Source organism: Sphingomonas adhaesiva (assembly GCF_036946125.1).
Taxonomy (GTDB): domain Bacteria; phylum Pseudomonadota; class Alphaproteobacteria; order Sphingomonadales; family Sphingomonadaceae; genus Sphingomonas; species Sphingomonas adhaesiva_A.
This window is the reverse complement of record NZ_JAQIJT010000001.1, coordinates 345,355-366,494: the sequence shown is the minus strand read 5'-3', so window position 1 is coordinate 366,494 and position 21,140 is coordinate 345,355. Positions and strand designations below refer to the sequence as shown.

Below are 21,140 nucleotides of genomic sequence, written 5' to 3'. Positions count from 1 at the left end.
GGCCGCGGAGGCGCTACGCGGCCAGCGGGAACCGGAGCAGGCGGTCCTCCAGCGCGACCAGCGCCTCGCCGCTGCCCCCCGTCGCGCGGACGATTTCGGGATGCGTGACGTCGAGGCCGCCGGTCAGCGCGCCGAAGGCGGGGAATATCAGCTTCGTCGCCGTCGCCACGAAGCAACGGCGGGCAATCATCTTGCCACGGACACGGACGCGCAGCTTGGGATGGAAGTGGCCCGACAGTTCCGGGCGCGCCTCGCCGCGTTGCGCCTCATGGCGCAGGATCAGGCCGTCGACCGCCGCCTCGTCCACGACGGCGCCGCCGCAACGGTCGACATAGGCGCGGTCGTGATTTCCGGTGATCCAGGTCCAGCGCGTCGCGCCGGTCAGCGCGGTGAGGAGCGCACGCGCCTGCGCGGGTAGGCGATCGCATCCGGCGACATCGTGGAAGCTGTCGCCCAGGCACCACACCTCTTGCGCGCCGGTTGCCGTGACCAGCGCGGACAATTCGCCCAGCGTCGCGATCGAATCGTACGGCGGCAGCATCTGCCCACCGCGCGCGAACCAGCTCGCCTTCTCCAGATGGAGGTCCGCGACCAGCAGCGCGCGGCGTGCGGGCCAGAACAGCGCGCCCTGCGGCAGCGCGCGGAAGTCATGGCCGGCGAACGACAGCGTGGCGAACGGAACGGGAACCATCCCGTAGGCCATGCCCTACCGGAGTCCCGAGATCAATGGCTTGCCACCGCCGGCCCCCCGTCGACGCGCCCGCTGCGCTCCAGCTTGCCCCAGCCGACGATCCGCCCGCGTACCGCCGCGGCGATGGCGCGCAGGACCACGCCGTACATGATCTGGCGATAGACCAGCCGCTGCGCGACCAGCAGCAGCGCCGGATAGCGGATCTTGTGGCCGTCGAGGCGATAGGCCATCGCGCCGCACGCCACGTCGATCGCGGTGAAGGCGAGCCAGTAGAGCCCCATGGTCGACACGTCGCCCGCGGTCTGCGCCCAGCCGTGCTGCATCACCCGGACGAAGGTGCCGACGATCGACAGCAGCAGCGCCAGATCGATCAGCGGCGAGATGGCGGCGAAAACGATCTGGAACAGCCACGCCTGCGGCATCCCGACCAGCGCCAGCCCCGACGGCTTGCGCCGGCGCAGCACGCCACGATGCTTCCACAGGCATTGCAGCGTGCCGAACGCCCAGCGGAAGCGCTGCTTGGCGAGCGCACGGAACGTCTCAGGCGCCTCGGTCCAGGCGATCGCGGCGGGATCGTAGGTCACGCGCCAGCCGGCGCGCTGGATCGCGATCGTCAGGTCCTGATCCTCGGCCAGCGTATCCTCGGGATAGCCGCCGACCGAGTCCAGCGCCGCGCGCCGCCACGCCCCGACCGCGCCGGGCACCACGGTCATCGCGTCGAACCCGGCGAGCGCGCGACGCTCCAGGTTCTGTGCGGTGATATATTCGACCGCCTGCCAGCGGGTGACCAGGTTGATACGGTTGCCGACGCGCGCATCGCCCGCGACCGCGCCGATGCGCGGATCGACGAACCAGCGCGCGAGGCGACGGATCGTCGCCGGCTCGAACTGGGTATCGGCGTCGAGCGCGATGATGACCTCGCCGGTGGCCTCCTGCAGCGCGCGGTTGAGCGCCGCGGCCTTGCCGCCGTTGACCAGAGTCAGCAACTGGACGCGCGGATCGTCGCCGAACGCCTCACGGACCAGATGGCTGGTCGCGTCCTTCGATCCGTCATCGGCGACGATGACCTGGAGCCCGGGATAGTCGCTCGACAGCACCCGCTCGACCGAGGCGACGATCACGCGTTCCTCGTTATAGGCCGGGATCACGACCGAGACGGTCGGGGTGAACACCGGCGGTTCGGCGCGGCGGCGGCGTGCCTGCACCCATGCCAGCCCGGTCATCATCAGCGCGCGCGCGATGCCGAGCGAGATGGCGATGTAGAACAGCCACGCGATCACCGCCGTCACCGCGGCGAGCGCGATGAACACCGCGACATCGGTCCGCACCGCCCACAGGTCGTGCCCGGCGACCGGCGGCATCGCCTGCGCCGGAGTCAGCCCGACCAGCTGCGATACCGGGACGAAGGTATAGCCCTCGCTACGCAGCGTCGCGATGATGCGCGGCAGCGCCGCCACCGTCTGCGACCGATCGCCGCCGCCGTCGTGGAGCAGGATGACGTTGGCCGAATTGGTCGGCGTCGCGCCGTGCACCTGGTCGACGACCTGCTGGACGATCGCGTCGGTGCCGGGACGCTGCCAGTCGTTTGGATCGACGTGCAGCCCGACGACGGTATAGCCCGCGCGCTGCGCCGCCAGCGCCGGCCCGAGCTCGTCCGCGGTGGTCGGCTCCGCATCGCCGAAATAGGGCGCGCGGAACAGCGTCAGCATCCGCCCGGTATAGGCCTGCACCAGCCGCTGCGTCGCGTTCATCTCCAGCGCGGTGCCGCTCGGGCCCAGCGTCGCCATGTTGGGATGGGTGTAGCTGTGGTTGCCCAGTTCGCTGCCGTCGCTGACGATGCGGTTGAGGAGCGCGGGGTGCGCCAGCGCATTCTCGCCGATGACGAAGAAGGTCGCGGGGACGTGCGCGGCCTCCAGCACGTTCAGGATGCGGGGGGTCCAGGTGGCGTCGGGTCCGTCGTCGAAGGTCAGCGCCAGCAGCTTCGGGTTGGCCGCGCCGGTGCGCTGGACGACATAGGGCGTCGGCAGCGCGGCATAACGTTCGTCGCGGACGATGTTCTGTGCATCGACGCGCAGCAGCCGCTGCCCGGTCGTCGGCGTGGCGGTGATGCGCAGGATCTCGCCCGATCCCTCCACGTCGGTATTGAGCGACGAATCGATCCGGCGCAGGTCGGGCAGCCTGTGCGCGCGGAACGCGGCGAGGTCGTTCCAGAAACCCGGATCCTCGCTGCCCAGCCGCCACATCGCGACGTCGCGCAGTCCCATGCTGTCGAGCGCGCGCAGCTGGTTCCAGCTGGTCGCGGCGTCCATCATCCAGATGTCGTGGTGCTGGCCGTTCTCGTCATAGGCGAAGGCGGCGTTGCCGCTGGCCTTGTCGAAGGTGATCGGCGCGCTGCTGTCGTGCGCCGCCAGCCAGGCCTCCTCGATCGACAGCGCATCGGTGTCGTCGCCGTGCCAGTCATAGGCGTAGCTGCCCAGCGCCACGATCAGCTTGTTCGCGCCGATCCTGCGCTTCGCATCCTCGACCTGCCGGACGAACCAGCCCTGCGCCGCGATCGGGCCGGCCTGCCCGCCCTCCCAATGCTGGTCATAGGCCATGAAGATGACGCGGTCGGACACCTGCGCCAGCGCCGCGAGCGGCCACGCCTCGTCCTCCGCCGGCGCGGTCACCGCCAACTGGCTGCCCGCGGGTAGCGCCGCGCGGAGCGTGCGCAGGAAGGTCAGGTAGTCGCGCATCGCGGACGCCGGCAGCGCCTCGAAATCCATCACCACGCCGCCCTGGTGGCGCTCAGCGACCATCGTCGCCAGCTGGTGCGCGAACAGGTCGCGCTTCGCCGGGCTCGCCAGCAGCGACGCGGCGCCGGCGCCGTCCCAGTCGCCCTCGGCCCGGTCGTTGTCGAAATTCTGCACCATGGGCAGCACCTTGGGCGGATGCGGCATCGCGGCGATCATGCGATCGAACTTCGGGTCCGGCTCCACCGTCACCTTGTGCTGCGGCCCGGCGATCGCGACGGTGGCGGGAACGACCCAGTCGAGCGCGCCGACATGGCGGCGCAGCGAGGCGATGCTGGCATCGTCACCGGGCACGTAGAAGCCGACGTCCAGCTCCGCGCTGTTCGTCGCCCTGGTCGTGCGATGCGGCAGCCAGCGGGCCAGCCCGCGCGGCGCATCGGCCCCGTGCGCGGCGGCGGCGCGCGCCTGGGGCAGCGGCAGCGCCAGGTCGCGCGCCGGACGGACCATCATCAGCGTGGTGGCAAAGGCGATCGCGGCGATCAAAACGATCCCCAGCAACGTGGCCAGCACGCGGCGCGACCGGCGGCTGCGCCTGCCGGTAGGATCGAAGAAGATGGGATCGGCCATGGTGGGTTCCGGGATGACGATGTCGAAGATGATGCGCTGTTACGCGCTCGTGGATGAGGCGGGGCTGGGCGGCGGCTTACCGTTTCGTCATGCTGGGTGCGGTCGTCAGTCGCCCAGCATGCCCGACTGGTACCAGCGCCGGATGGCGGGGATGCGCGCCAGCTCGCAGCCGCAGCGGCGGCAGCGCGTGTGCTGAAGCCCGCGCGCATCGGTCACGATCCGCGTGCCGGGCAGGTGGCGGCCGGATTCGCAGGTGTCGGTCAGCGGAGCGGGGGCATGTGGCATGATGCGTCCGCTATGCGCGCGCGCGGCTGGCGGGGCGCTGTCGGAAAGATGAGCGATCCGTCATCTTGCGCCCACGTCGTGCACAGGGCTGAGCGGCTAGAAAAGCCGGATGGAGCACCTCCGCCTCCCTGTCGAACCCCATGATCGGCGTGCCGGCAATGCGCTGCGCCAGCTGCGTCATGCGCTGCTGATCTTTCTTGCGGTGGCGCTGGTGGGGGCGTTCATGTCGGTGCGCGTGCTGCACGCGTCGCGGATACCCGACGCCGACGTCCTGGGCGCGACCGTGGCGATGCCGGCGGGCGGTGCGCCCGCGGCGCTGACCGTCACCTCGCTGCGGGCGGGCGGGGTGGCGGAGCGTGCCGGGTTGCAGGTGGGTGACGTCATGGAAGCGGTCGACGGTCGCGGTGCGACCTCGCTTGCCCCGATCGAGCAAGCGGTGGCATCAGGCGACAGCGTCGACCTGCGTGTCCGGCGCGGCATGCAGGCGGTGCACGTGACGCTGGCACGGGCGCTCGCAGCGCAAGGGGAGACGAAGCGTGTCGGCAAAGATCCTGCTGGTAGAGGACGATGACACCACGGCCGACTTCGTCTCGAAGGGGCTGACCGAGGAAGGCTATGTCGTCGATCGCGCCGCCAACGGGCGCGACGGCCTGTTCCATGCCACCGACGGCAGCTACGACTGCATCGTGCTCGACCGGATGCTGCCGGGGATGGACGGGATGGCGGTGCTCGCCGCCCTGCGCGCGTCACAGATCGAGACGCCGGTCATCATCCTGTCGGCGCTGGGATCGCCCGAGGACCGGGTGAAGGGTCTGACCGGCGGGTCGGACGATTATCTGGTCAAGCCGTTCGCGTTCGCGGAGCTGCTGGCGCGGATCAAGCTGCTGATCCGGCGCGGCACCAGCGCGCCCGCGGTGCAGACGGTGCTGTCGTGCGGCGACCTGTCGATGGACCTGCTGGCGCGTCGCGTGACGCGGGCGGGCAAGACGATCGAGCTGCAACCACGCGAGTTCCGGCTGCTGGAATATATGCTGCGCCATGCCGAGCAGGTGGTGACGCGTACGATGTTGCTGGAGGGCGTGTGGGACTATCACTTCGACCCCGGCACGAACGTGATCGACGTCCACCTCAGCCGGCTGCGCAAGAAGGTGGACGAGGGGTTCGCCTCGCCGCTGCTGCATACGGTGCGGGGTGCGGGCTATCGGCTGGGGGTGGAGCCCTGAGCCGCGCGTCGGGGCGGGGCACGTTCCTGCGTTCCACGACCTTCCGTTTCGCCGCCCTGGTCTTCCTGCTCCAGATCGCGGCGGCGGGGACGCTGCTGTTCGCGCTGCGTACGATGGTGCGCGGACAGGTGTTCGCCGGCGCGGCGGCCAGCGCGGAGGTGCTGCGGCAGGACCTGCTGACGGTGCGGCAGGACAGCGGCGATGCGGCGCTGGCCGATACGGTGGCGCAGCGCGTGACGCGCAACCTGACGCCCGGCACCGTGCTGCTGCTGGCCGATGCCGCGGGCCGGCCGATCGCGGGAAACCTGTCGGCCTGGCCGCCCAATGTCGCGACCGACGCCCACGCCGGCGCGGTCGAGCTGTACCGCATCGGACGCCCGCTGCCCGAGGCGATGTGGGTGCGCGCCACCGCGCTGCCCGGCGGTCGCCGGCTGCTGACCGGCAGCGTGGTCGAGGGCGAGCGGCGCGCGGTGCGCGTGCTGGAGGCGGCGATGCTGTTCGCGCTGTCGCTCGCCGTCGCCTTCGCCGCGCTGGCATCGTGGCTGGCGGCACGGATGATCGTGCTACGGCTGGAGACGACGGTGGCGACGCTGGGGGCGGTACGCGACGGCGACCTGTCGCGCCGCGTGCCCGCGGATGCGACGGGAGATGCCTTCGCCGATCTCGCCGGCTCGGTGAACGCGATGCTCGACCGGGTCGAGGCGCTGGTGGTTGAGCTGAAGATCGCGACCGACGGTCTGGCCCACGACCTGAAATCGCCGCTGACCCGGCTGCGCTCCGCGCTGGAGCGCGCGGCGGTGGTGGTGACCGAGCCTGCCGCGCTGGAGGCGGTCGATCGCGCGCTGGCGGAGGGCGAGCGGCTGCTGGCGCTGGTCGAGACCGCGCTGCGCATCACCCGTGCCGAGGCGGGGATCGGCACCGAGAGCTTCACCGCGGTCGACCTGGGGGGCGAGCTGGAGGATATCGCCGAGATCTACGGCCCCGTGGCGGAGGATGCCGGGCGCGACATCCGTGTCGCGGCGGCGTCCGGCGTGGTGCTGGCGGTCCACCGCGAACTGCTGGGGCAGGCGCTGGGCAATCTGGTCGACAATGCGCTGAAATACGGCGCGGGCACGATCACGCTGGCGCTGACGACCGCGCCGGGCATGGTCACGGTGTCGGTGGCCGATCGGGGGGACGGCATCGCGCCCCATGATCGCGAGGCGGCGCTGCGGCGGTTCGGGCGGCTCGACAGCGCGCGCAGCGGCACCGGCGCGGGGCTGGGCCTGTCGCTGGTCGCGGCGGTGGCGCGGCTGCACGGCGGCGCGGTCCGGCTGGGCGATGCTGCGCCCGGGCTGGTGGTGGCGATCGATCTGCCGGTGTGATCGTCACGGGCTTCCCGCGCCTCACGCCTGACGGTTTGCGGAGCCCTGGACCCCGGCACGAGGCCGGGGTGACGGGACGCCGGGGGCGGGCCGACTGGCCCTTCCTACCCCGCGTAGGCCTTCACCAGATCGAACAGATAATCGCGCGCGCCGTACAGCGACGACACCCGGATACGCTCGTTCAGGCCATGGATGCCGTTGAAGTCGGGATCGAGGAACGTGCCCGGCGCGCCATAGACCGGGATGCCGATCGCCTCCAGGAAGATGCCGTCGGTGGCGCCGGTCGACATGGTCGGCAGCATCGGCACGCCGGGGAAGTGCTTCTTCGCGACCGCCTCCATCGGCCCGATGATCTTCGGGTCGAGCGCCGGGGGGACCGCGATCGGGCGGATCGGCTGGTTGGCGGTGACCGTCACCTTGGGCCCGGCCAACTCCTTCAGCGTCGCGAGCGTGGTATCGACCGTCTCGCCGGGGAAGATGCGGCAGTTGACGTTCGCGGTGGCGCGCTGCGGCAGCGCGTTCTCCGCATGGCCCGCCTCGACCAGTGTCGCGACGCAGGTGGTGCGCAGCGTCGAGTGCATGACCTTGTCGCGGCTGACGATCGCATCCGCCGCCTTGTCCTGCGGATCGGCGAGCAGCCGGGTGATCGCGCCGCCCAGCTCGCCGCCGCGCATCCTGGCATTGGCGGCGAAGAAGGCGCGGGTGGTGTCGGTGAACTTCACCGGAAATTCGTAGCCCTGCACCGCCTTGATCGCGTCGGCCAGCTCGTAGATGGCATTTTCCGGCGTCGGCGCCGAGCTGTGCCCGCCGGGGTTGGTCGCCAGCAGCGTATAGTTCTGCGCCGCCTTCTCGCCCACCTGGACGCTCAGCAGCTGGCGCCTGCCCTTGGCATCGAGCAGCCCGCCGCCGCCCTCGTTCAGCGCGAATTCGGCGGCGATCAGGTCGGGCTTGTTCTGCGCCAGCCACTGCGCGCCGTTGAAGGCCCAGGTCGTCTCCTCGCCGCAGGTCAGCGCCAGCTTGATCGTGCGCTTCGGGCGGTAGCCCTGCTGCTTGAAGCGGACCATGGCGTCGGCCCAGATCGCGGACATCGCCTTGTCATCGACGGTGCCGCGGGCATAATAATAGCCGCCCTCCTCGACGAGCGTGAACGGATCGCGCTGCCAGTCGGCGCGCTTCGCCTCGACCACGTCGAGGTGCCCGAGCAGCAGCATCGGCTTCACGCCCGCGTCGGTCCCCTTGAGCACGGCGACGATGCCGCCGTCCTGGGGATGCTCGGGGACCGAGAAATAGGTGATGTCGCCATCGGCATAGCCGGCCGCCTTCAGCCGCGCGCCCACCTGCGCCGCGGCCTTGGTGCAGCTGCCGACCTTCGCGACGGTGTTGGTTTCGACCATCTCCTTGTAGAGGTCGAAGAACGCCTTTTCGTCCGCGCGCGCCTGCGCTCCCGCTGCCACCGGCACCGCCGCCATCACGGCCGCGGCGATCAAACCCACCTTGCGCATGCGCTCTCCCTTGCATTCTCTCGGGCGGGAACGTCGCAGCGAAAGTCGCGCCGCGCAACTGGTTAGGAGGGGGAAGCGCGGATGGCGTCGCGCGGCATCACCAGCCGGAGTTCGCGATTGGCGAAATCGATCCGCACCCGGCGGAACAGCCGCAGCGCGTCCATGCCGAGCAGGATCGCGGGCTTGTCGCGGAGGCCGAAGGCACGGAACGGCGCGGCATCGGCGAAGGCGACGGTGAGCGAGCGGATCGTGGCGCTGCCCAGCGTCATCTCGCGCAGTACCGCATAGTCGCCGATCAGCTGCTGCCCCAGCACGCTGGTGAAGATCGCCGGCTCACCCTTGCGCTGCTTGCCCAGCAGCCGGAGCAGCGCGGGGTTGCCCAGGCTGACCGCGGTGCCGGTGTCGAGCACCACGCGCACCCGCCGCCCCGCGACGGTCGCGTTGGTGACGACCAGCTGGCCGAACATGTCGCGTGCCTGGATCACGATCTCGTCGGGGCCCGCGGGGCGGGTGCGGCGGCGTTCGGTGGGGACGACCGTCATCCGCTCGGTATCGAAATCGATCGCCAGCGCATGCCCCTGGAGCGTGTCGATGCCGAGCATGCCGGGCGCGCCGAGGTTGTTGGCCTCCAGCGCGGGCGCCTCGATCTGCTGGCCGCCCAGCGTGCTGACCGACAGCGAGGGGACGATGACGGTGTCGACCTCGCTGGTCCCCGCCATCGCCGTCAGCCGGACGCGCCGCCCCGCCGGCAGGCCCAGGTGCCGCGCCAGCTGGCGCGAGATGACGCTGCGCTGCGCACCGGTGTCGATGACGAAGTCGTAGGGCCCGGCGCCGGCGATCTGGACCGGCACGGTCATGCGGGTGTCGGCGGTGAGGAAGGACAGGTCCTCGCCCGGGGGTTCGGCGGCCGGCGCAGGCGCGACCGCCTCCTGCGCCGCCGCGGGCGCGGCCACCGCCATCAGCGCCAGCGCGATCCACCTCTCCATGGCGTCCATGCTACGCCCGATCCGGCCGTTCTGCCAGCGCGAACCACCGCGTCGTCCCCGCCGCCGCCGGAAGGACGGGGGGCTCAGTCCAGCGTCATCGCCTCAGCTGCCAGCGCCTCCGCCTCGATCAGCAGCGCGTCGTCGGCGCTGCCGGTGGCGACCTTCTCACGACCGATCAGCGTCAGGACCGGCACCGCGAGCGGAGTGACGCGCGGCAGGTCGACGTGCACCATCGTATCGGCGGCGCGCTCGAGCAGGTTGGCGAGGCGGCCGACATCGGTCATCCGCGCGCGCGCGTCGGCCCAGGCGGCCTCCAGCAGCACGTGCCCCGGTTCGTACTTGCGCAGCACGTCGTAGATGAGATCGGTGGAGAAGGTGACCTGCTTGCCGGTCTTGCGCTTGCCGGGATGCTGGCGCTCGACCAGCCCGCCGATCACCGCCACCTCTCGGAACGCACGCTTGAGCAGGTGCGATCGCTCGACCCATTCGACGAATTCATGCTCCAGGATGTCGGCGGAGAACAGTGCGGCGGGGTCCTCCACCCGCTCCAGCCCGTAGCAGGCGATCGCATAATCGTTCGCGACGAAGCCCAGCGGCTTCAGTCCCATCGTCTCCATCCGCTTGGTCACCAGCATGCCGAGCGACTGGTGCGCGTTCCAGCCCTCGAAACTGTAGGCGACCATGTAATGCCGGCCCTCGCGCGGGAAGGTTTCCACCAGCAGCTGATCGGGGGCGGGCAGGGTGGAGCGGCGCTGCTGGATCTCCAGCCATTCGCGCACGTCGTCCGGGAAGCGGTGCCACTCGCCGGGCTCGAACAGGAAATGGCGGACACGGTTGGCGAGGTTCGTCGACAGCGGCATCCGGCTGCCGCCGTACGTCGGGATGCGCGCCGGCCGCGACGTGGCGCGGACGATCAGATCCTCGGTGTCGATCTTCTCCACCTCCAGGCTCAGCCCGGCGAAGAAGAACGTGTCGCCGTGGCTGAGCGTCGAGGCGAAGCCTTCCTCCACCTTGCCGAGCGCGCGGCCGTTGCGGAAGCGGACCTTGAGCATCGTCGCCTCGACGATGATCCCGGCGTTGAGGCGATGCTGGGCGACGAACTTCGGATGGCTGACACGCCATTTGCCGTCCGCATCCTGCGTCAGCCGCTTGAAGCGATCATAGGCGCGCAGCGAATAGCCGCCATCGCGGATGAAGCCGAGCACGCGGTCGAACAGCTCGTCGGTCAGGGCCGAATAGGGGAGCGCGGAGCGGATTTCGTCCAGCATTTCGGCCTGATCGAACGGCGCGGCGCAGGCACAGGCCATGACGTGCTGCGCCAGCACATCGAGCGCCCCCATGCGGAAGACGTCGGCGTCCAGTTCGCCCGCCTCCACCGCGTCCAGCGCGGCGCGCGCCTCCAGATATTCGAAGCGGTTGCCGGGGACGAGGATCGCCTCGCTCGCCATGTCCAGCCGGTGGTTGGAGCGGCCGATCCGCTGGAGGAGGCGCGACGATCCCTTGGGCGCGCCCATCTGGATCACGCAATCGACATCGCCCCAGTCGACCCCCAGGTCGAGACTGGCGGTGGCGACCAGCGCGCGCAGCCGCCCCGCCGCCATCGCGCCCTCCACCTTGCGGCGCGCTTCCTTTTCCAGGCTGCCGTGGTGGATGCCGATCGGCAGCTGCATCGCATTCGCCTTCCACAGGTCCTGGAAGATCAGCTCGGCGAGGCTGCGGGTGTTGCAGAAGACGATCGAGGTGCGATGCGTCTCGATCTCCGCCATCACCTGCTCGGCGGCGTAGCGGCCCGAATGGCCTGCCCAGGGCACGCGGCCCTGGGGTAGCAGGATGGCGATGTCGGGATCGACGCCCGTGTCGCCCTCCACCAGCGCGACGCGGTCGATGTCGCCGTCGGGGGCCAGCCAGGCGCGATAGCCGTCCGGGTCGGCGACCGTGGCGGACAGCGCGACCCGGCGCAGCGCGGGCGCGATCCGCTGCAGCCGCGCCATGCACAGCGCCAGCAGGTCGCCGCGCTTGCCGGTGGCGAACGCGTGGACCTCGTCCACCACGATCGTGCGCAGCCCGGCGAACATCGTCGCGGCATCGGGATAGCTGAGCAGCAGCGAGAGCGATTCGGGCGTGGTGAGCAGGATGTGCGGCGGCTTGACGCGCTGCCGCGCCTTGCGGTCGGACGGCGTGTCGCCGGTGCGGGTCTCGACGCGGATGGCCACACCCATTTCGTCTACGGGCGTGACGAGGTTGCGCTGGATGTCGACCGCCAGCGCCTTCAGCGGCGACACGTAGAGCGTGTGGAGGCCCTCGGTCGGCGCGTCGATCAGCTCGGCGAGGGTGGGCAGAAAGCCGGCGAGCGTCTTGCCCGCGCCCGTGGCGGCGATCAGCAGCGCGTGGCGCCCGGCGCGCGCCTCCTCCAGCATCGCCAGCTGATGCCGCCGCGGTTGCCATCCACGGCGCGCGAACCAGTCGGAGAGGGCGGGGGGCAGCGCGGACAAGTCGTTGATCTAGGAAGCCGGGGGGCGTGCCGCCAGAGTGATGTTCACGCGGAGGCGCGGAGACGCGGAGAGGCGCGCTTTTGGTGACACGATCGTGCTCCCCGCCAGCGCAGTAGTGATGTTCGCGCAGAGCACGCGCTAGCGGGAAGGGTCCGCGGCAGCAGCATCGTTACGCTTGCGGAGGAAGATGTATCGGCCTGCGGCACCTTTCCTCTGCGTCCTCTGCGGCTCCGCGCGAACCCATCGCCGTGAAGGCCAGGACATGCCCCGATGCGCAACCCCTCCGCGCCTCCGCGCCTCCGCGTGAACTCGTTCAAGGCGTATGGATGCGATCCTCTGCCGAGGTTTCGCGATACAGCTCGTGCGTCGCCTGCTCGGTGCGCGCCTCCTGCTCGCGGGTGCGGCGGTTGCGCAGGATTGCGTACAGCAGCGCCAGCCCCAGGATGATCGGCCCGGCGATCACCACGAAACTCCACAGGCCATCTCCGACCATCGTCTTTCTCCCGTCGTGTGCGCCATCAACGAGCGGGTGCGGGGATACGATCCGCCGCGTCGCGGGTTCACGGGAGATGGCGACGCTGGGCGATTGGCTGGAACCGCATCCGACCGGCATCTACGTCCGGCCCGCCGATGCGTGGGTTGACCCCTCCGTCCCGCGGCCGCGCGCGCTGGTGACGCACGGTCATGCCGACCATGCGCGCGGCGGGCACGGCGCGGTATGGGCGACGCCGGAGACGCTCGCGATCATGGACGCGCGCTACGGTCCGCAGGCGGGCAACCCCGTGCCGTACGGCGGCAGCATCACGATGGGCGACGTCACGATCGGTTTCGTCCCCGCGGGGCATGTGCTGGGCTCGGCGCAGATCGTGCTCGACCACCGCGGCGAGCGCGTCGTGGTGTCGGGCGACTACAAGCGCCGCGCCGATCCGACCTGCGCATCGTTTCAGCCGGTCGCGTGCGACGTCTTCATTACCGAGGCGACGTTCGGGCTTCCCGTCTTCCGCCACCCGGACACCGGGGACGAGATCGACAAGCTGATCGCGCGGCTCCGCGCCAATCCGACCCGGTGCGTGGTGGTCGGCGCCTATGCGCTGGGCAAGGCGCAGCGCGTGATCGCGGAATTGCGGGCGCGGGGGCACGAGGCGCCGATCTACATCCACGGCGCGCTCCAGCGGCTGTGCGATCTCTACGAGGAGCTGGGCGTCCGCCTGGGCGAGCTCATCCCCGCGACGGGGGTGCCGAAGGCGGCGATGGCGGGGCATGTCGTGATGTGCCCGCCCTCCGCGCTCAACGACCGCTGGTCGCGGCGGCTGCCCGACCCGATCACCGCGATGGCCTCGGGCTGGATGCGGGTGCGCCAGCGCGCGCGGCAGAAGAATATCGAGCTGCCGCTGATCCTCTCCGACCACGCCGACTGGGACGAACTGACGGAGACGCTGACCGAAATCTCCCCGCGCGAGGTATGGGTGACGCACGGGCGCGAGGAAGCGCTGGTGCATTGGTGCATGACGCGCCAGATCCGCGCGCGCGCCCTGGCGCTGGTCGGGTTCGAGGACGAGGACGATTAGGCCGGGTCGCGGATCTCGCCCGTAAGCACCCAATGCTCCGCGTCGTCATAGTGCTCGAACACCCGGGCATTGCCCCCGGCTCGCGTCCCCAGCGCCCGGCTCAGCTGCATCCGCGCCAGCGACGATCCGATGACGAGGCCCAGCCGTTTCGACTGATAGGTCGGCTGTGCCAGCATCGCGGAGAAGGCCGCGACGATGTCCTGCGACTGGATGTTCATCCCGCGCAGGTCGGACAGCGACAGATGTTCGTTGGGACCGCAGCGCAACTCGCGGAACGCCGCGGCGCGCGCCTCCATGTACCGGGCGTACACGTCTTCGTCGAAGAAGCCGTCGATCGTCGTGACGATCAGATTGCGTTCGGGATCGACCCGGAAATGGAACGTGCCGTTCATGCCGTTACGATGCCGCAACGTGGTTAAGCAGTCGTTGACGCCCGGGGGCCGTACGGTCGATGACGGGGCATGTCGATGAAGAACGGAAGAAATATGATGCGTGTCGCGCTCGCCACCGGACTGTTGCTGGCTTCCTGTCCCGCCGTCGCGCAGGACAGGGCGGCCAGATCGTCGAACAGCAACGCCGAGGCGCAACGCGATGCGGTCGAATCGAGCTATGCCAACGCCCCGATCGAGGAGCGCGAGGAGCGATCGACCGGCAGCGTGACGGTGGCGGGCAAGCGGCTGGGCTATACCGCGACCGCGGGCACGCTGACGCTGCGCGATCTGGAGGGGAAGCCGACCGCGTCGATGTTCTACACCGCCTACACGCTGGACGGGACGAAGCCGGGGACGAAGCGCCCGGTCACCTTCTTCTACAACGGCGGCCCGGGCAGCCCGACCTTCTGGCTGCACATGGGATCGTTCGCGCCGGTTCGGCTCCAGACCGGCAACCCGGAGTTCATCCGCCCGGCACCCTATGACGTCGCGCCGAACCCCTATACGCTGCTCGACAAGACCGACATGGTGTTCCTCGATGCGATCGGCGCGGGCTATTCGCGTCCGCTGGGCGATATGAGGCCCTCCGCCTTCTATGGCGTGGACGAGGATGCCGACGCCTTCGCGAAGGCGATCCTGCGCTACGCGACCAAGTTCGGGCGCTGGAACAGCCCCAAGTTCCTCTTCGGCGAAAGCTACGGCACGCTGCGCTCGGGCGCGCTGGCGTATCAGCTGCAGGAGCGCGGCATGGCGCTGAACGGGGTGGTGCTGTTCAGCTCGATCATGAACTACGGCTATCGCCAGCCGGGGCTGGATCAGGTCTATATCAACTACCTGCCCAGCTATGCGGCGACCGCATGGTACCACAACCGGCTGCCCAACCGCCCCGCCGACGTCGCCACCGCGGTCCAGCAGGCGCGCGAGTTCGCGACCGGCGCGTACATGTCCGCGCTGGCCAAGGGGCAGGACATCGGCGCCGCGGAGCGCGACCAGGTGGCGCAGCGCATGAGCGAGCTGACCGGCCTGTCGGCGGACTTCGTCAAGCGCGCCAATCTGCGCGTCGATCTGCCGCGGTTCCAGAAGGAGCTGCTGCGCGACCAGCGCCGCGTCGTTGGCCGATTCGATTCGCGCTACATCGGCACCGACAGCGATGCCGCCGGCGAGCGGCCGGAAACCGACGTGTCGTCGGAGGCGATCAGCGGCGCCTTCATCGGCAGCTTCCAGGATTACGTGACCCATCGGCTCGGCTACAGGACCGAGATGCCGTACCGGCTGTCGGCACGCGACGCGGCGGGCTGGACGTGGAACTGGAGGCACGACGCCCCCAACCGCATGGGGCAGCAGAACAATCCCAACACCGCGATCGATCTCGCCGCGGCGATGCGCGCCAACCCGTACCTGCAAGTGCTGTCGATGAACGGCTGGTACGACATGGCGACGCCGTTCTTCGGGACCGAGAACGACCTGGGGCACATGATGCTGGAGCCGTCGCAGCGCCCGAACCTGCGCTTCACCTACTATCCGGGCGGGCACATGATCTATCTCAACCCCGAGGCGCTGGTGACGATGAAGCGCGACCTGGCGGCATGGTACGACCGCGCGGTGGCGGTCGCCCTGTCGGGGACACCGCCGGTCACGCCGACGGTGGCGGCGAGCGAGGGACCGGCCACCGGGCCGAACTGAGCGTCCCTTCGTCACCCCGGGTCAAGCCCGGGGTGACGGAAGGGGGCTAGCCCGCCAGCGCGCGCGCCCGGCGCCGCTGGACGGAGCTGCCGATCCCCATCGCCTCGCGGTACTTCGCCACGGTGCGGCGCGCGATGCCGAAGCCCCTGGCATTCAGCATGTCCACCAGCGTATCGTCCGACAGGATCGCCGCCCCTTCGTTCGCGATGAGGGCGCGGATCGCGCTCTTCACCGCTTCCGCCGATACCGCGTCGCCCCCATCCGCCGCGGCGATTGCCGAGGTGAAGAAGTACTTGAGCTCGAACAGCCCGCGCGCGCAGCTGAGATACTTGTTGCTCGTCACCCGGCTGACGGTCGATTCATGCATCTCGATCGCGTCCGCGACCTGACGCAGCGTCAGCGGGCGCAGATGGGCGACGCCGTGGAGGAAGAACGCCTCCTGCTGCTTCACGATCTCGGTCGCGACGCGGATGATCGTGCGCTGTCGCTGGTCGAGCGCCTTCACCAGCCAGTTGGCGCTGGCCAGCTTCTCCGCCAGCCATGCCTTGCCGGCCTTGTCCTGCGGGCCGGACGCCAGTTCGCTGTAGTAGCTCTTGTTGACCAGCACCCGCGGCAGCGTCGCGGCGTTCAGCTCGATCGCCCAGCCGTCCCGCGCGCGCGTCACGGTCAGGTCGGGGATGACCGGCGGCGGCGCCTCGCCGCCGTAGCGGCAGCCGGGCTTGGGGTCGTAGCCGCGCAATTCGCGGATCATGTCCGCCATATCCTCGTCGTCGCAGCGGCAGATGCGCTTGAGCCGGGTCAGGTCGCCGCGCGCGAGCAGGTCGAGATGATCGAGCAGCGCCGCGACGCACGGGTCGTAGCGGTCGACCTCGCGCGCCTGGATCGCGAGACATTCGGCGAGCGAGCGCGCGCCCACCCCGGTCGGCTCGAAGCGCTGGATCGTCGCCAGCACCGCCTCGACCCGCGCCAGCGGCACGCCGAGCCGCTGTGCGATGTCGAGCAGGTCGGCGCGCAGGTAGCCCGCCTCGTCGATCTGGTCGATCAGCGCGCGGGCGATGAACAGGTCGCCGTCGTCGAATGCCGCGCCCGCCTGCGTCAGCAGCACGTCGGCGAGGCTTTCGTTGCTTCCGGCGAAGGCGTCGAGGTCGGGCGCCTCGCCCGCGGACGGCGACACCGTATTGCCGCTCGACGGCCCGGCGTGATCGCCGGGACCGTCGTCGAACCGCTCGGCCGCGATATCGACGTCGAGCGCCTCGCCCGTCGCCTCGCCGGCCATCACCAGTTCGTCGGCGCCGGCGGGCTCGTCCCGCACGGGGGTCTCCGCAGGGGGGGCGCTGGCGCCGTCCTCGGCCGCGGGGGTGGAATCGAGCAGCGGGTTGCGCTCGATCTCCTCGGCGATGACGCCCTCTATCTCCAGGTTGGACAGCGTCAGCAGCTTGATCGCCTGCTGAAGCTGCGGCGTCATCACCAGCGACTGCGACTGACGCAGGTCCAGGCGCGGGGCCAGACTCATCGGGAATAGCTCATCGAAAGACGGTCCGCGTCGTCATGGCCGCTACAGCGTGAAGCCCTCGCCCAGGTACAGGCGACGCACGTTCTCGTCCGCGACCAGCTCTTCGGGGCTGCCGGTGAACAGCACCTTGCCATCGTAGATGATATAGGCACGGTCGACGATGTCGAGCGTTTCCCGGACGTTATGGTCCGTGATGAGCACGCCGATGCCGCGCTCCTTCAACTGGCAGACCAGGTCGCGGATATCCGCGATCGAGATCGGATCGATACCGGCGAACGGCTCGTCCAGCAGCATGATCGACGGATCGGCGGCCAGCGCGCGCGCGATTTCGGCACGGCGGCGCTCGCCCCCGGACAGCGCCATCGCGGGCGCGTCGCGCAGCCGGGCGAGGCCGAAGTCGGAGAGCAGCGTCTCCAGCTTCTCCGCGCGTATCGCCGGGTCCTTTTCCGCCAGCTCCAACACGGTCAGGATGTTCTTCTCGATCGTCAGCCCGCGGAAGATCGACGTCTCCTGCGGCAGATAGCCGAGACCCAGGATCGCACGGCGATACATCGGCAGCCCGGTGATGTCCGCGCCGTCGAGCATGATGCGCCCCGAATCGGGCTTCACCAATCCCATGACCGAATAGAAGCAGGTCGTCTTGCCCGCGCCATTGGGGCCGAGCAGCCCGATCACCTCGCCGCGCCCCACCGACACCGACACGTCGGTCAGCACCACGCGCTTGTCGTAGCTCTTCGCGATCGACACCACCGACAGTCCGCTCGACACCGGCGCCTCGTGGATCGGCTCCACACGGTCGAGGGGGGTCGTCATGCTGTCCATCACCGTCACGCCTCGCAGAACAGGGTTATCGAATGGTGAACGATACCCGTTTGGCAGGATTCATGCATGTCCTCCGCCGGAGAGGCAAGCTCCGTCGTCGCGGACCTAATTGCCGCGGCGCGGGACCGAGAAGGTGCCGGTCACGCGCCCGCCCGGCGCCTGCGTCACGGTGCCACCCGATCCGCCGCCGCCGCCCGCGACCGACGAGCCGTCGATCACCGCGCGTCCGGTATCGAGGTTGATCGTCAGCCGTCCGCCGTTGACGGTGTTGCCGCCCTGGTCGAGCCGCACCGCGCCCAGCATGGTGATGACGCGGCGGTTGAGGTCGTAGATCGCGAACTGGCTGCGCGCGGTCTGGTCCGGCCGGCGCACGGTCACCCCGCCCGAGGCGTCGAGTCGCGATACCTGCGGGTTCCCGTTCAGCACCTGTCCGGTATACGCCACGGTCATCCGCGCGGCGTTCAGCGTCATCTCCGCCTGCTTCACCGCGACGTTGCCGGCGAGCACGGCGCGATTGGCGCGATCCTGCAACTCGATATGGTCGGCGCCGAAATCGATCGGCGCATTGGTGTCGTGCCGCGTCTGCGCATCCGCGCCGGACGCGACGGACAGGGCGGCGGCGAGGAGAGGGAGGACGGCGGTTCGCATCGCGGCTATTTCGTTGCTCGCGGATCGAACCGCAAGCGCGCATTGCCGTCCAGCGTGACGGTCCGCGATTCGAGGTCGGCGCTCATCCGGTCGCCGCTGAACTGCCCCTGCCGCACGGTGCCGTTGACCGCGCCGGTCGATTGCAGCCGGCGCGACTTCAGGTCGACGACCGCGTCGTTGGTATTCAGCGTATAATCGTTCGGCCCGGTGACTCGGATCGGGCCGTCGACCTTCACCTGCTCGCTGTCCATGTCGTACCGGCCGGAGGGGGCGGTGACATCGGCGGGACCGTCCGACAGGCGGATCTGCGCGGCGAGGTCCTGGATCCGCACGACCGGCTCGGCGGAGCTGCGCTGCACCGCGGACCCCGCGGTCAGCGAGAAGGGCTGCCCCCTGCCGTCGGTGCCGCGATAGCGCGCCTGCTGCAGTTTCAGCCGCTCCTTCGCCACCTCGACGCGGTTCTTGTCGAGGATGAACGACGAATCGCCCGCCATCGTCAGCGGCGCCATCACCAGGAAGGCGGCGAGTACCCCGATCGACACCGGCAGTACCCAATTGGCAGTGGCGATGATGCGGTCATGCCGGCTGCCCGGCAGCGCCCAGCGCTGTCGGGCGGAGACGGCACGGACCGCCCGCTCAGACATGCGCGAAGATGTCCGTTTCCGGCCAGCCGGCCAGGTCCAGCTCGGCACGCGCCGGCAGGAAGTCGAAACAGGCCTGCGCCAGCGCGGTGCGGCCCTCGCGCGCCAGACGGCGGTCGAGCTCGTCTTTCAGCCGGTGGAGGAAGCGGACGTCGGAGGCGGCATAGTCGCGCTGCGCGTCGGACAGCTCCGGCCCGCCCCAGTCGGACGATTGCTGCTGCTTCGAGATGTCCTGTCCCAGCAGCTCGCGGACCAGCTCCTTCAGCCCATGGCGATCGGTATAGGTGCGCACCAGCCGCGACGCGATCTTGGTGCAATAGACCGGCGCCGCGACGATGCCGAGATAGTGGCGCAGCGCCGCGATGTCGAAGCGCCCGAAATGATAGAGCTTCAGACGCGTCGGATCGGCGAGGATCGCGCGCAGGTGCGGCGCGGCATAGTCGCTGCCGGGCGAGAAGCGGACGAGATGCTCGTCGCCGAGCCCGTCGGACAGCTGCACCACGCACAAACGGTCGCGCGGCGTGATGAGCCCCATCGTCTCGGTATCGACGGCGATGGCGGCGCCGGGCGCGAAGACGTCACCGGGGAGGTCTTGTTCGTGGAAATGAACGGTCATGACCGCGCTCTAGCGCCCAGCCGCGTCGGGCTCAACGGGCGACGGAGCGTGGCGCCGGTGCGACGACCATAGCGCTACTTGTGGACAAGACACGAAAAGATGCGCGAAACGATTCGCGGTCTGGGATCGGATAGGCTATGCAGTGGATCGAGGCGCAACAGATATGCGCCCGGGGAGCCGCGTTCGCCGTCCTGCGCGTGGCCCTGATGAGAGTGTCGGACGGACCGGGAAGACGAACAGGTTTATGAGTTACGACAAGGGCGGCCGCGGAAACCGCGGCGGACGCGGACGCGACAAGCGCGACGGCGGCTTCGGCGGCGGTGACGATTTCGGCGGCGGCTTCGGCGGCGGCGGGTTCAGCTATGACGACCGCGGCGGCTTCGGCGGCGGCGGTGGTGGGCGCGGCTTCGGCGGCGGTGGCGGCGGCTATGGTGGCGGCGGCGGTTTCGGTGGCGGCGGTGGCGGCTTCCGTGGCGGCGGCGGTGGTGGCTTCGGCGGCGGCCGTGGCGGCGGCATGCCCCCGCAGGTCGTCGGCGAGGGCACCGGCGTGGTCAAGTTCTTCAACGCGCAGAAGGGCTTCGGCTTCGTCGTGCGCGATGACGGCGGCGAGGACGTGTTCGTCCACATCTCGGCGGTCGAGCAGGCCGGCCTGAGCGGGCTGGCCGAGGGGCAGCCGCTGGGCTTCACGCTCGTCGATCGTGGCGGTCGCATCTCGGCGACCGACCTCAAGATCGAGGGCGAGCCGATGGCGGTTCAGGAGCGCGCACCGCGTGACGGCGGCTTCGGCGGTCGTGACGGGGGCCGCGATGCGGGCCGCGGCGCGCCGCAGCGCCAGCTGACCGGCGAGAAGGCGACCGGCACCGTCAAGTTCTTCAACGCGATGAAGGGCTTCGGCTTCATTCAGCGCGACGACGGCCAGCCCGATGCGTTCGTCCACATCTCGGCCGTCGAGCGCGCCGGGATGCCGACCCTGAACGAGGGCGACCGCCTGAGCTTCGAGATCGAGGTCGATCGCCGCGGCAAGTATGCGGCGGTGAACCTGGAATCGAACCAGGGCTGATCGTCCTCCGATCGGTGGGAATGCGGCCCGCCCGGCGATTGCCGGGCGGGCCGTTTTCATGTTGGAGCGCTCGGGGTGGGGAGCTGCGACGACCTCATTCCTTTCGAACATATATAAGGCGTGCGATGTCTCGTGTCCGGACGATGCCGGACGAGTGAACGTCGAACCCGACATGGTATCGAGCCGCTGGCACGTGGCGTCGCCTCGTTGCCGGCGACGGCGGGACGCTGGCAAAATGGGTGCGACATCGCCGCGT

At 69.9% G+C, this 21,140-nt stretch carries 19 protein-coding genes; 6 read left to right on the top strand and 13 right to left on the bottom strand.

Features of this window, described 5'->3' with window-relative positions; genetic code table 11:
* Positions 1-13 precede the first annotated feature (13 nt).
* From pdeM to PGN23_RS01740, 3 genes are all read right to left on the bottom strand, one after another.
* Positions 14-691 carry a ligase-associated DNA damage response endonuclease PdeM gene (pdeM, locus tag PGN23_RS01750; RefSeq protein ID WP_335301129.1) on the bottom strand — a complete coding sequence of 226 codons (678 nt, stop codon included), beginning with the start codon at positions 689-691 and terminating at the stop codon, positions 14-16.
* 32 nt (positions 692-723) lie between these two features.
* Positions 724-4,050 (bottom strand): glycosyltransferase, encoded by a 3,327-nt coding sequence (locus PGN23_RS01745; protein ID WP_335301128.1) that lies wholly within the window; start codon positions 4,048-4,050, stop codon positions 724-726.
* 105 nt (positions 4,051-4,155) lie between these two features.
* On the bottom strand, positions 4,156-4,335 hold the full coding sequence (locus PGN23_RS01740) for a hypothetical protein (protein ID WP_335301127.1): 180 nt from the start codon (positions 4,333-4,335) through the stop codon (positions 4,156-4,158).
* Positions 4,336-4,444: 109 nt separating this feature from the next.
* On the opposite strand from PGN23_RS01740, the gene PGN23_RS01735 reads away from it, so the two are divergent.
* From PGN23_RS01735 to PGN23_RS01725, 3 genes are all read left to right on the top strand, one after another.
* Positions 4,445-4,906 (top strand): PDZ domain-containing protein, encoded by a 462-nt coding sequence (locus PGN23_RS01735; protein WP_335301126.1) that lies wholly within the window; start codon positions 4,445-4,447, stop codon positions 4,904-4,906.
* Positions 4,872-5,558 carry a response regulator transcription factor gene (locus PGN23_RS01730; protein WP_335301125.1) on the top strand — a complete coding sequence of 229 codons (687 nt, stop codon included), beginning with the start codon at positions 4,872-4,874 and terminating at the stop codon, positions 5,556-5,558. Before PGN23_RS01735 ends, PGN23_RS01730 begins: the two co-directional genes overlap by 35 nt.
* 113 nt (positions 5,559-5,671) lie before the next feature.
* Entirely contained in the window at positions 5,672-6,922 is a 1,251-nt protein-coding gene (locus tag PGN23_RS01725) for a sensor histidine kinase (protein WP_335301124.1), read from the top strand.
* A gap of 104 nt (positions 6,923-7,026) precedes the next feature.
* On the opposite strand, the gene PGN23_RS01720 is transcribed toward PGN23_RS01725, so the two are convergent.
* The 4 genes from PGN23_RS01720 to PGN23_RS01705 all read right to left on the bottom strand — a co-directional run bounded on the left by PGN23_RS01720 (position 7,027) and on the right by PGN23_RS01705 (position 12,395).
* A complete protein-coding gene (locus PGN23_RS01720) occupies positions 7,027-8,424 on the bottom strand; it encodes a M20/M25/M40 family metallo-hydrolase (protein WP_335301123.1) in 1,398 nt (465 codons plus the stop codon).
* Positions 8,425-8,486: 62 nt separating this feature from the next.
* Positions 8,487-9,410: a retroviral-like aspartic protease family protein gene (locus tag PGN23_RS01715; RefSeq protein WP_335301122.1), complete on the bottom strand. Its 924-nt coding sequence runs from the start codon at positions 9,408-9,410 to the stop codon at positions 8,487-8,489.
* A gap of 83 nt (positions 9,411-9,493) precedes the next feature.
* Positions 9,494-11,902 (bottom strand): ligase-associated DNA damage response DEXH box helicase, encoded by a 2,409-nt coding sequence (locus tag PGN23_RS01710; protein WP_335301121.1) that lies wholly within the window; start codon positions 11,900-11,902, stop codon positions 9,494-9,496.
* Positions 11,903-12,215: 313 nt separating this feature from the next.
* Complete coding sequence (locus PGN23_RS01705) at positions 12,216-12,395, bottom strand: hypothetical protein (RefSeq protein WP_335301120.1); 180 nt, start codon at positions 12,393-12,395, stop codon at positions 12,216-12,218.
* 76 nt (positions 12,396-12,471) lie between these two features.
* On the opposite strand from PGN23_RS01705, the gene PGN23_RS01700 reads away from it, so the two are divergent.
* Positions 12,472-13,470, top strand: a complete 999-nt coding sequence (locus tag PGN23_RS01700; RefSeq protein WP_335301119.1) for a ligase-associated DNA damage response exonuclease — start codon at positions 12,472-12,474, stop codon at positions 13,468-13,470.
* Here PGN23_RS01700 and PGN23_RS01695 read toward each other — a convergent pair.
* Positions 13,467-13,862: a hypothetical protein gene (locus PGN23_RS01695; protein WP_335301118.1), complete on the bottom strand. Its 396-nt coding sequence runs from the start codon at positions 13,860-13,862 to the stop codon at positions 13,467-13,469. The two genes, PGN23_RS01700 and PGN23_RS01695, sit on opposite strands and share 4 nt — an antisense overlap.
* 96 nt (positions 13,863-13,958) lie before the next feature.
* Between PGN23_RS01695 and PGN23_RS01690 the strand changes: the two genes are divergently transcribed.
* Positions 13,959-15,584, top strand: a complete 1,626-nt coding sequence (locus PGN23_RS01690) for a S10 family peptidase (protein ID WP_443019737.1) — start codon at positions 13,959-13,961, stop codon at positions 15,582-15,584.
* A gap of 46 nt (positions 15,585-15,630) precedes the next feature.
* Here the strand turns inward: PGN23_RS01690 and rpoN are convergent, their stop codons facing one another.
* The 5 genes from rpoN to PGN23_RS01665 form a co-directional block, all read right to left on the bottom strand.
* Positions 15,631-17,097, bottom strand: a complete 1,467-nt coding sequence (gene rpoN / locus PGN23_RS01685) for an RNA polymerase factor sigma-54 (protein WP_335301116.1) — start codon at positions 17,095-17,097, stop codon at positions 15,631-15,633.
* A gap of 42 nt (positions 17,098-17,139) precedes the next feature.
* Entirely contained in the window at positions 17,140-17,910 is a 771-nt protein-coding gene (gene lptB, locus PGN23_RS01680) for an LPS export ABC transporter ATP-binding protein (RefSeq protein ID WP_335301115.1), read from the bottom strand.
* A 114-nt stretch (positions 17,911-18,024) separates the two neighbouring features.
* A complete protein-coding gene (locus PGN23_RS01675; protein ID WP_335301114.1) occupies positions 18,025-18,567 on the bottom strand; it encodes an LptA/OstA family protein in 543 nt (180 codons plus the stop codon).
* Positions 18,568-18,572: 5 nt separating this feature from the next.
* The gene (gene lptC / locus PGN23_RS01670; protein WP_335301113.1) at positions 18,573-19,211 is read right to left on the bottom strand and encodes an LPS export ABC transporter periplasmic protein LptC; all 639 of its coding nucleotides are present in this window, start codon (positions 19,209-19,211) and stop codon (positions 18,573-18,575) included.
* Positions 19,204-19,824 carry a ribonuclease D gene (locus tag PGN23_RS01665; RefSeq protein ID WP_335301112.1) on the bottom strand — a complete coding sequence of 207 codons (621 nt, stop codon included), beginning with the start codon at positions 19,822-19,824 and terminating at the stop codon, positions 19,204-19,206. The genes lptC and PGN23_RS01665 overlap by 8 nt, the downstream gene beginning before the upstream one ends.
* Before the next feature lie 244 nt (positions 19,825-20,068).
* Here PGN23_RS01665 and PGN23_RS01660 point away from each other — a divergent pair, with 244 nt between their 5' ends.
* Positions 20,069-20,884, top strand: a complete 816-nt coding sequence (locus tag PGN23_RS01660) for a cold-shock protein (protein ID WP_335301111.1) — start codon at positions 20,069-20,071, stop codon at positions 20,882-20,884.
* Positions 20,885-21,140: the final 256 nt, after the last annotated feature.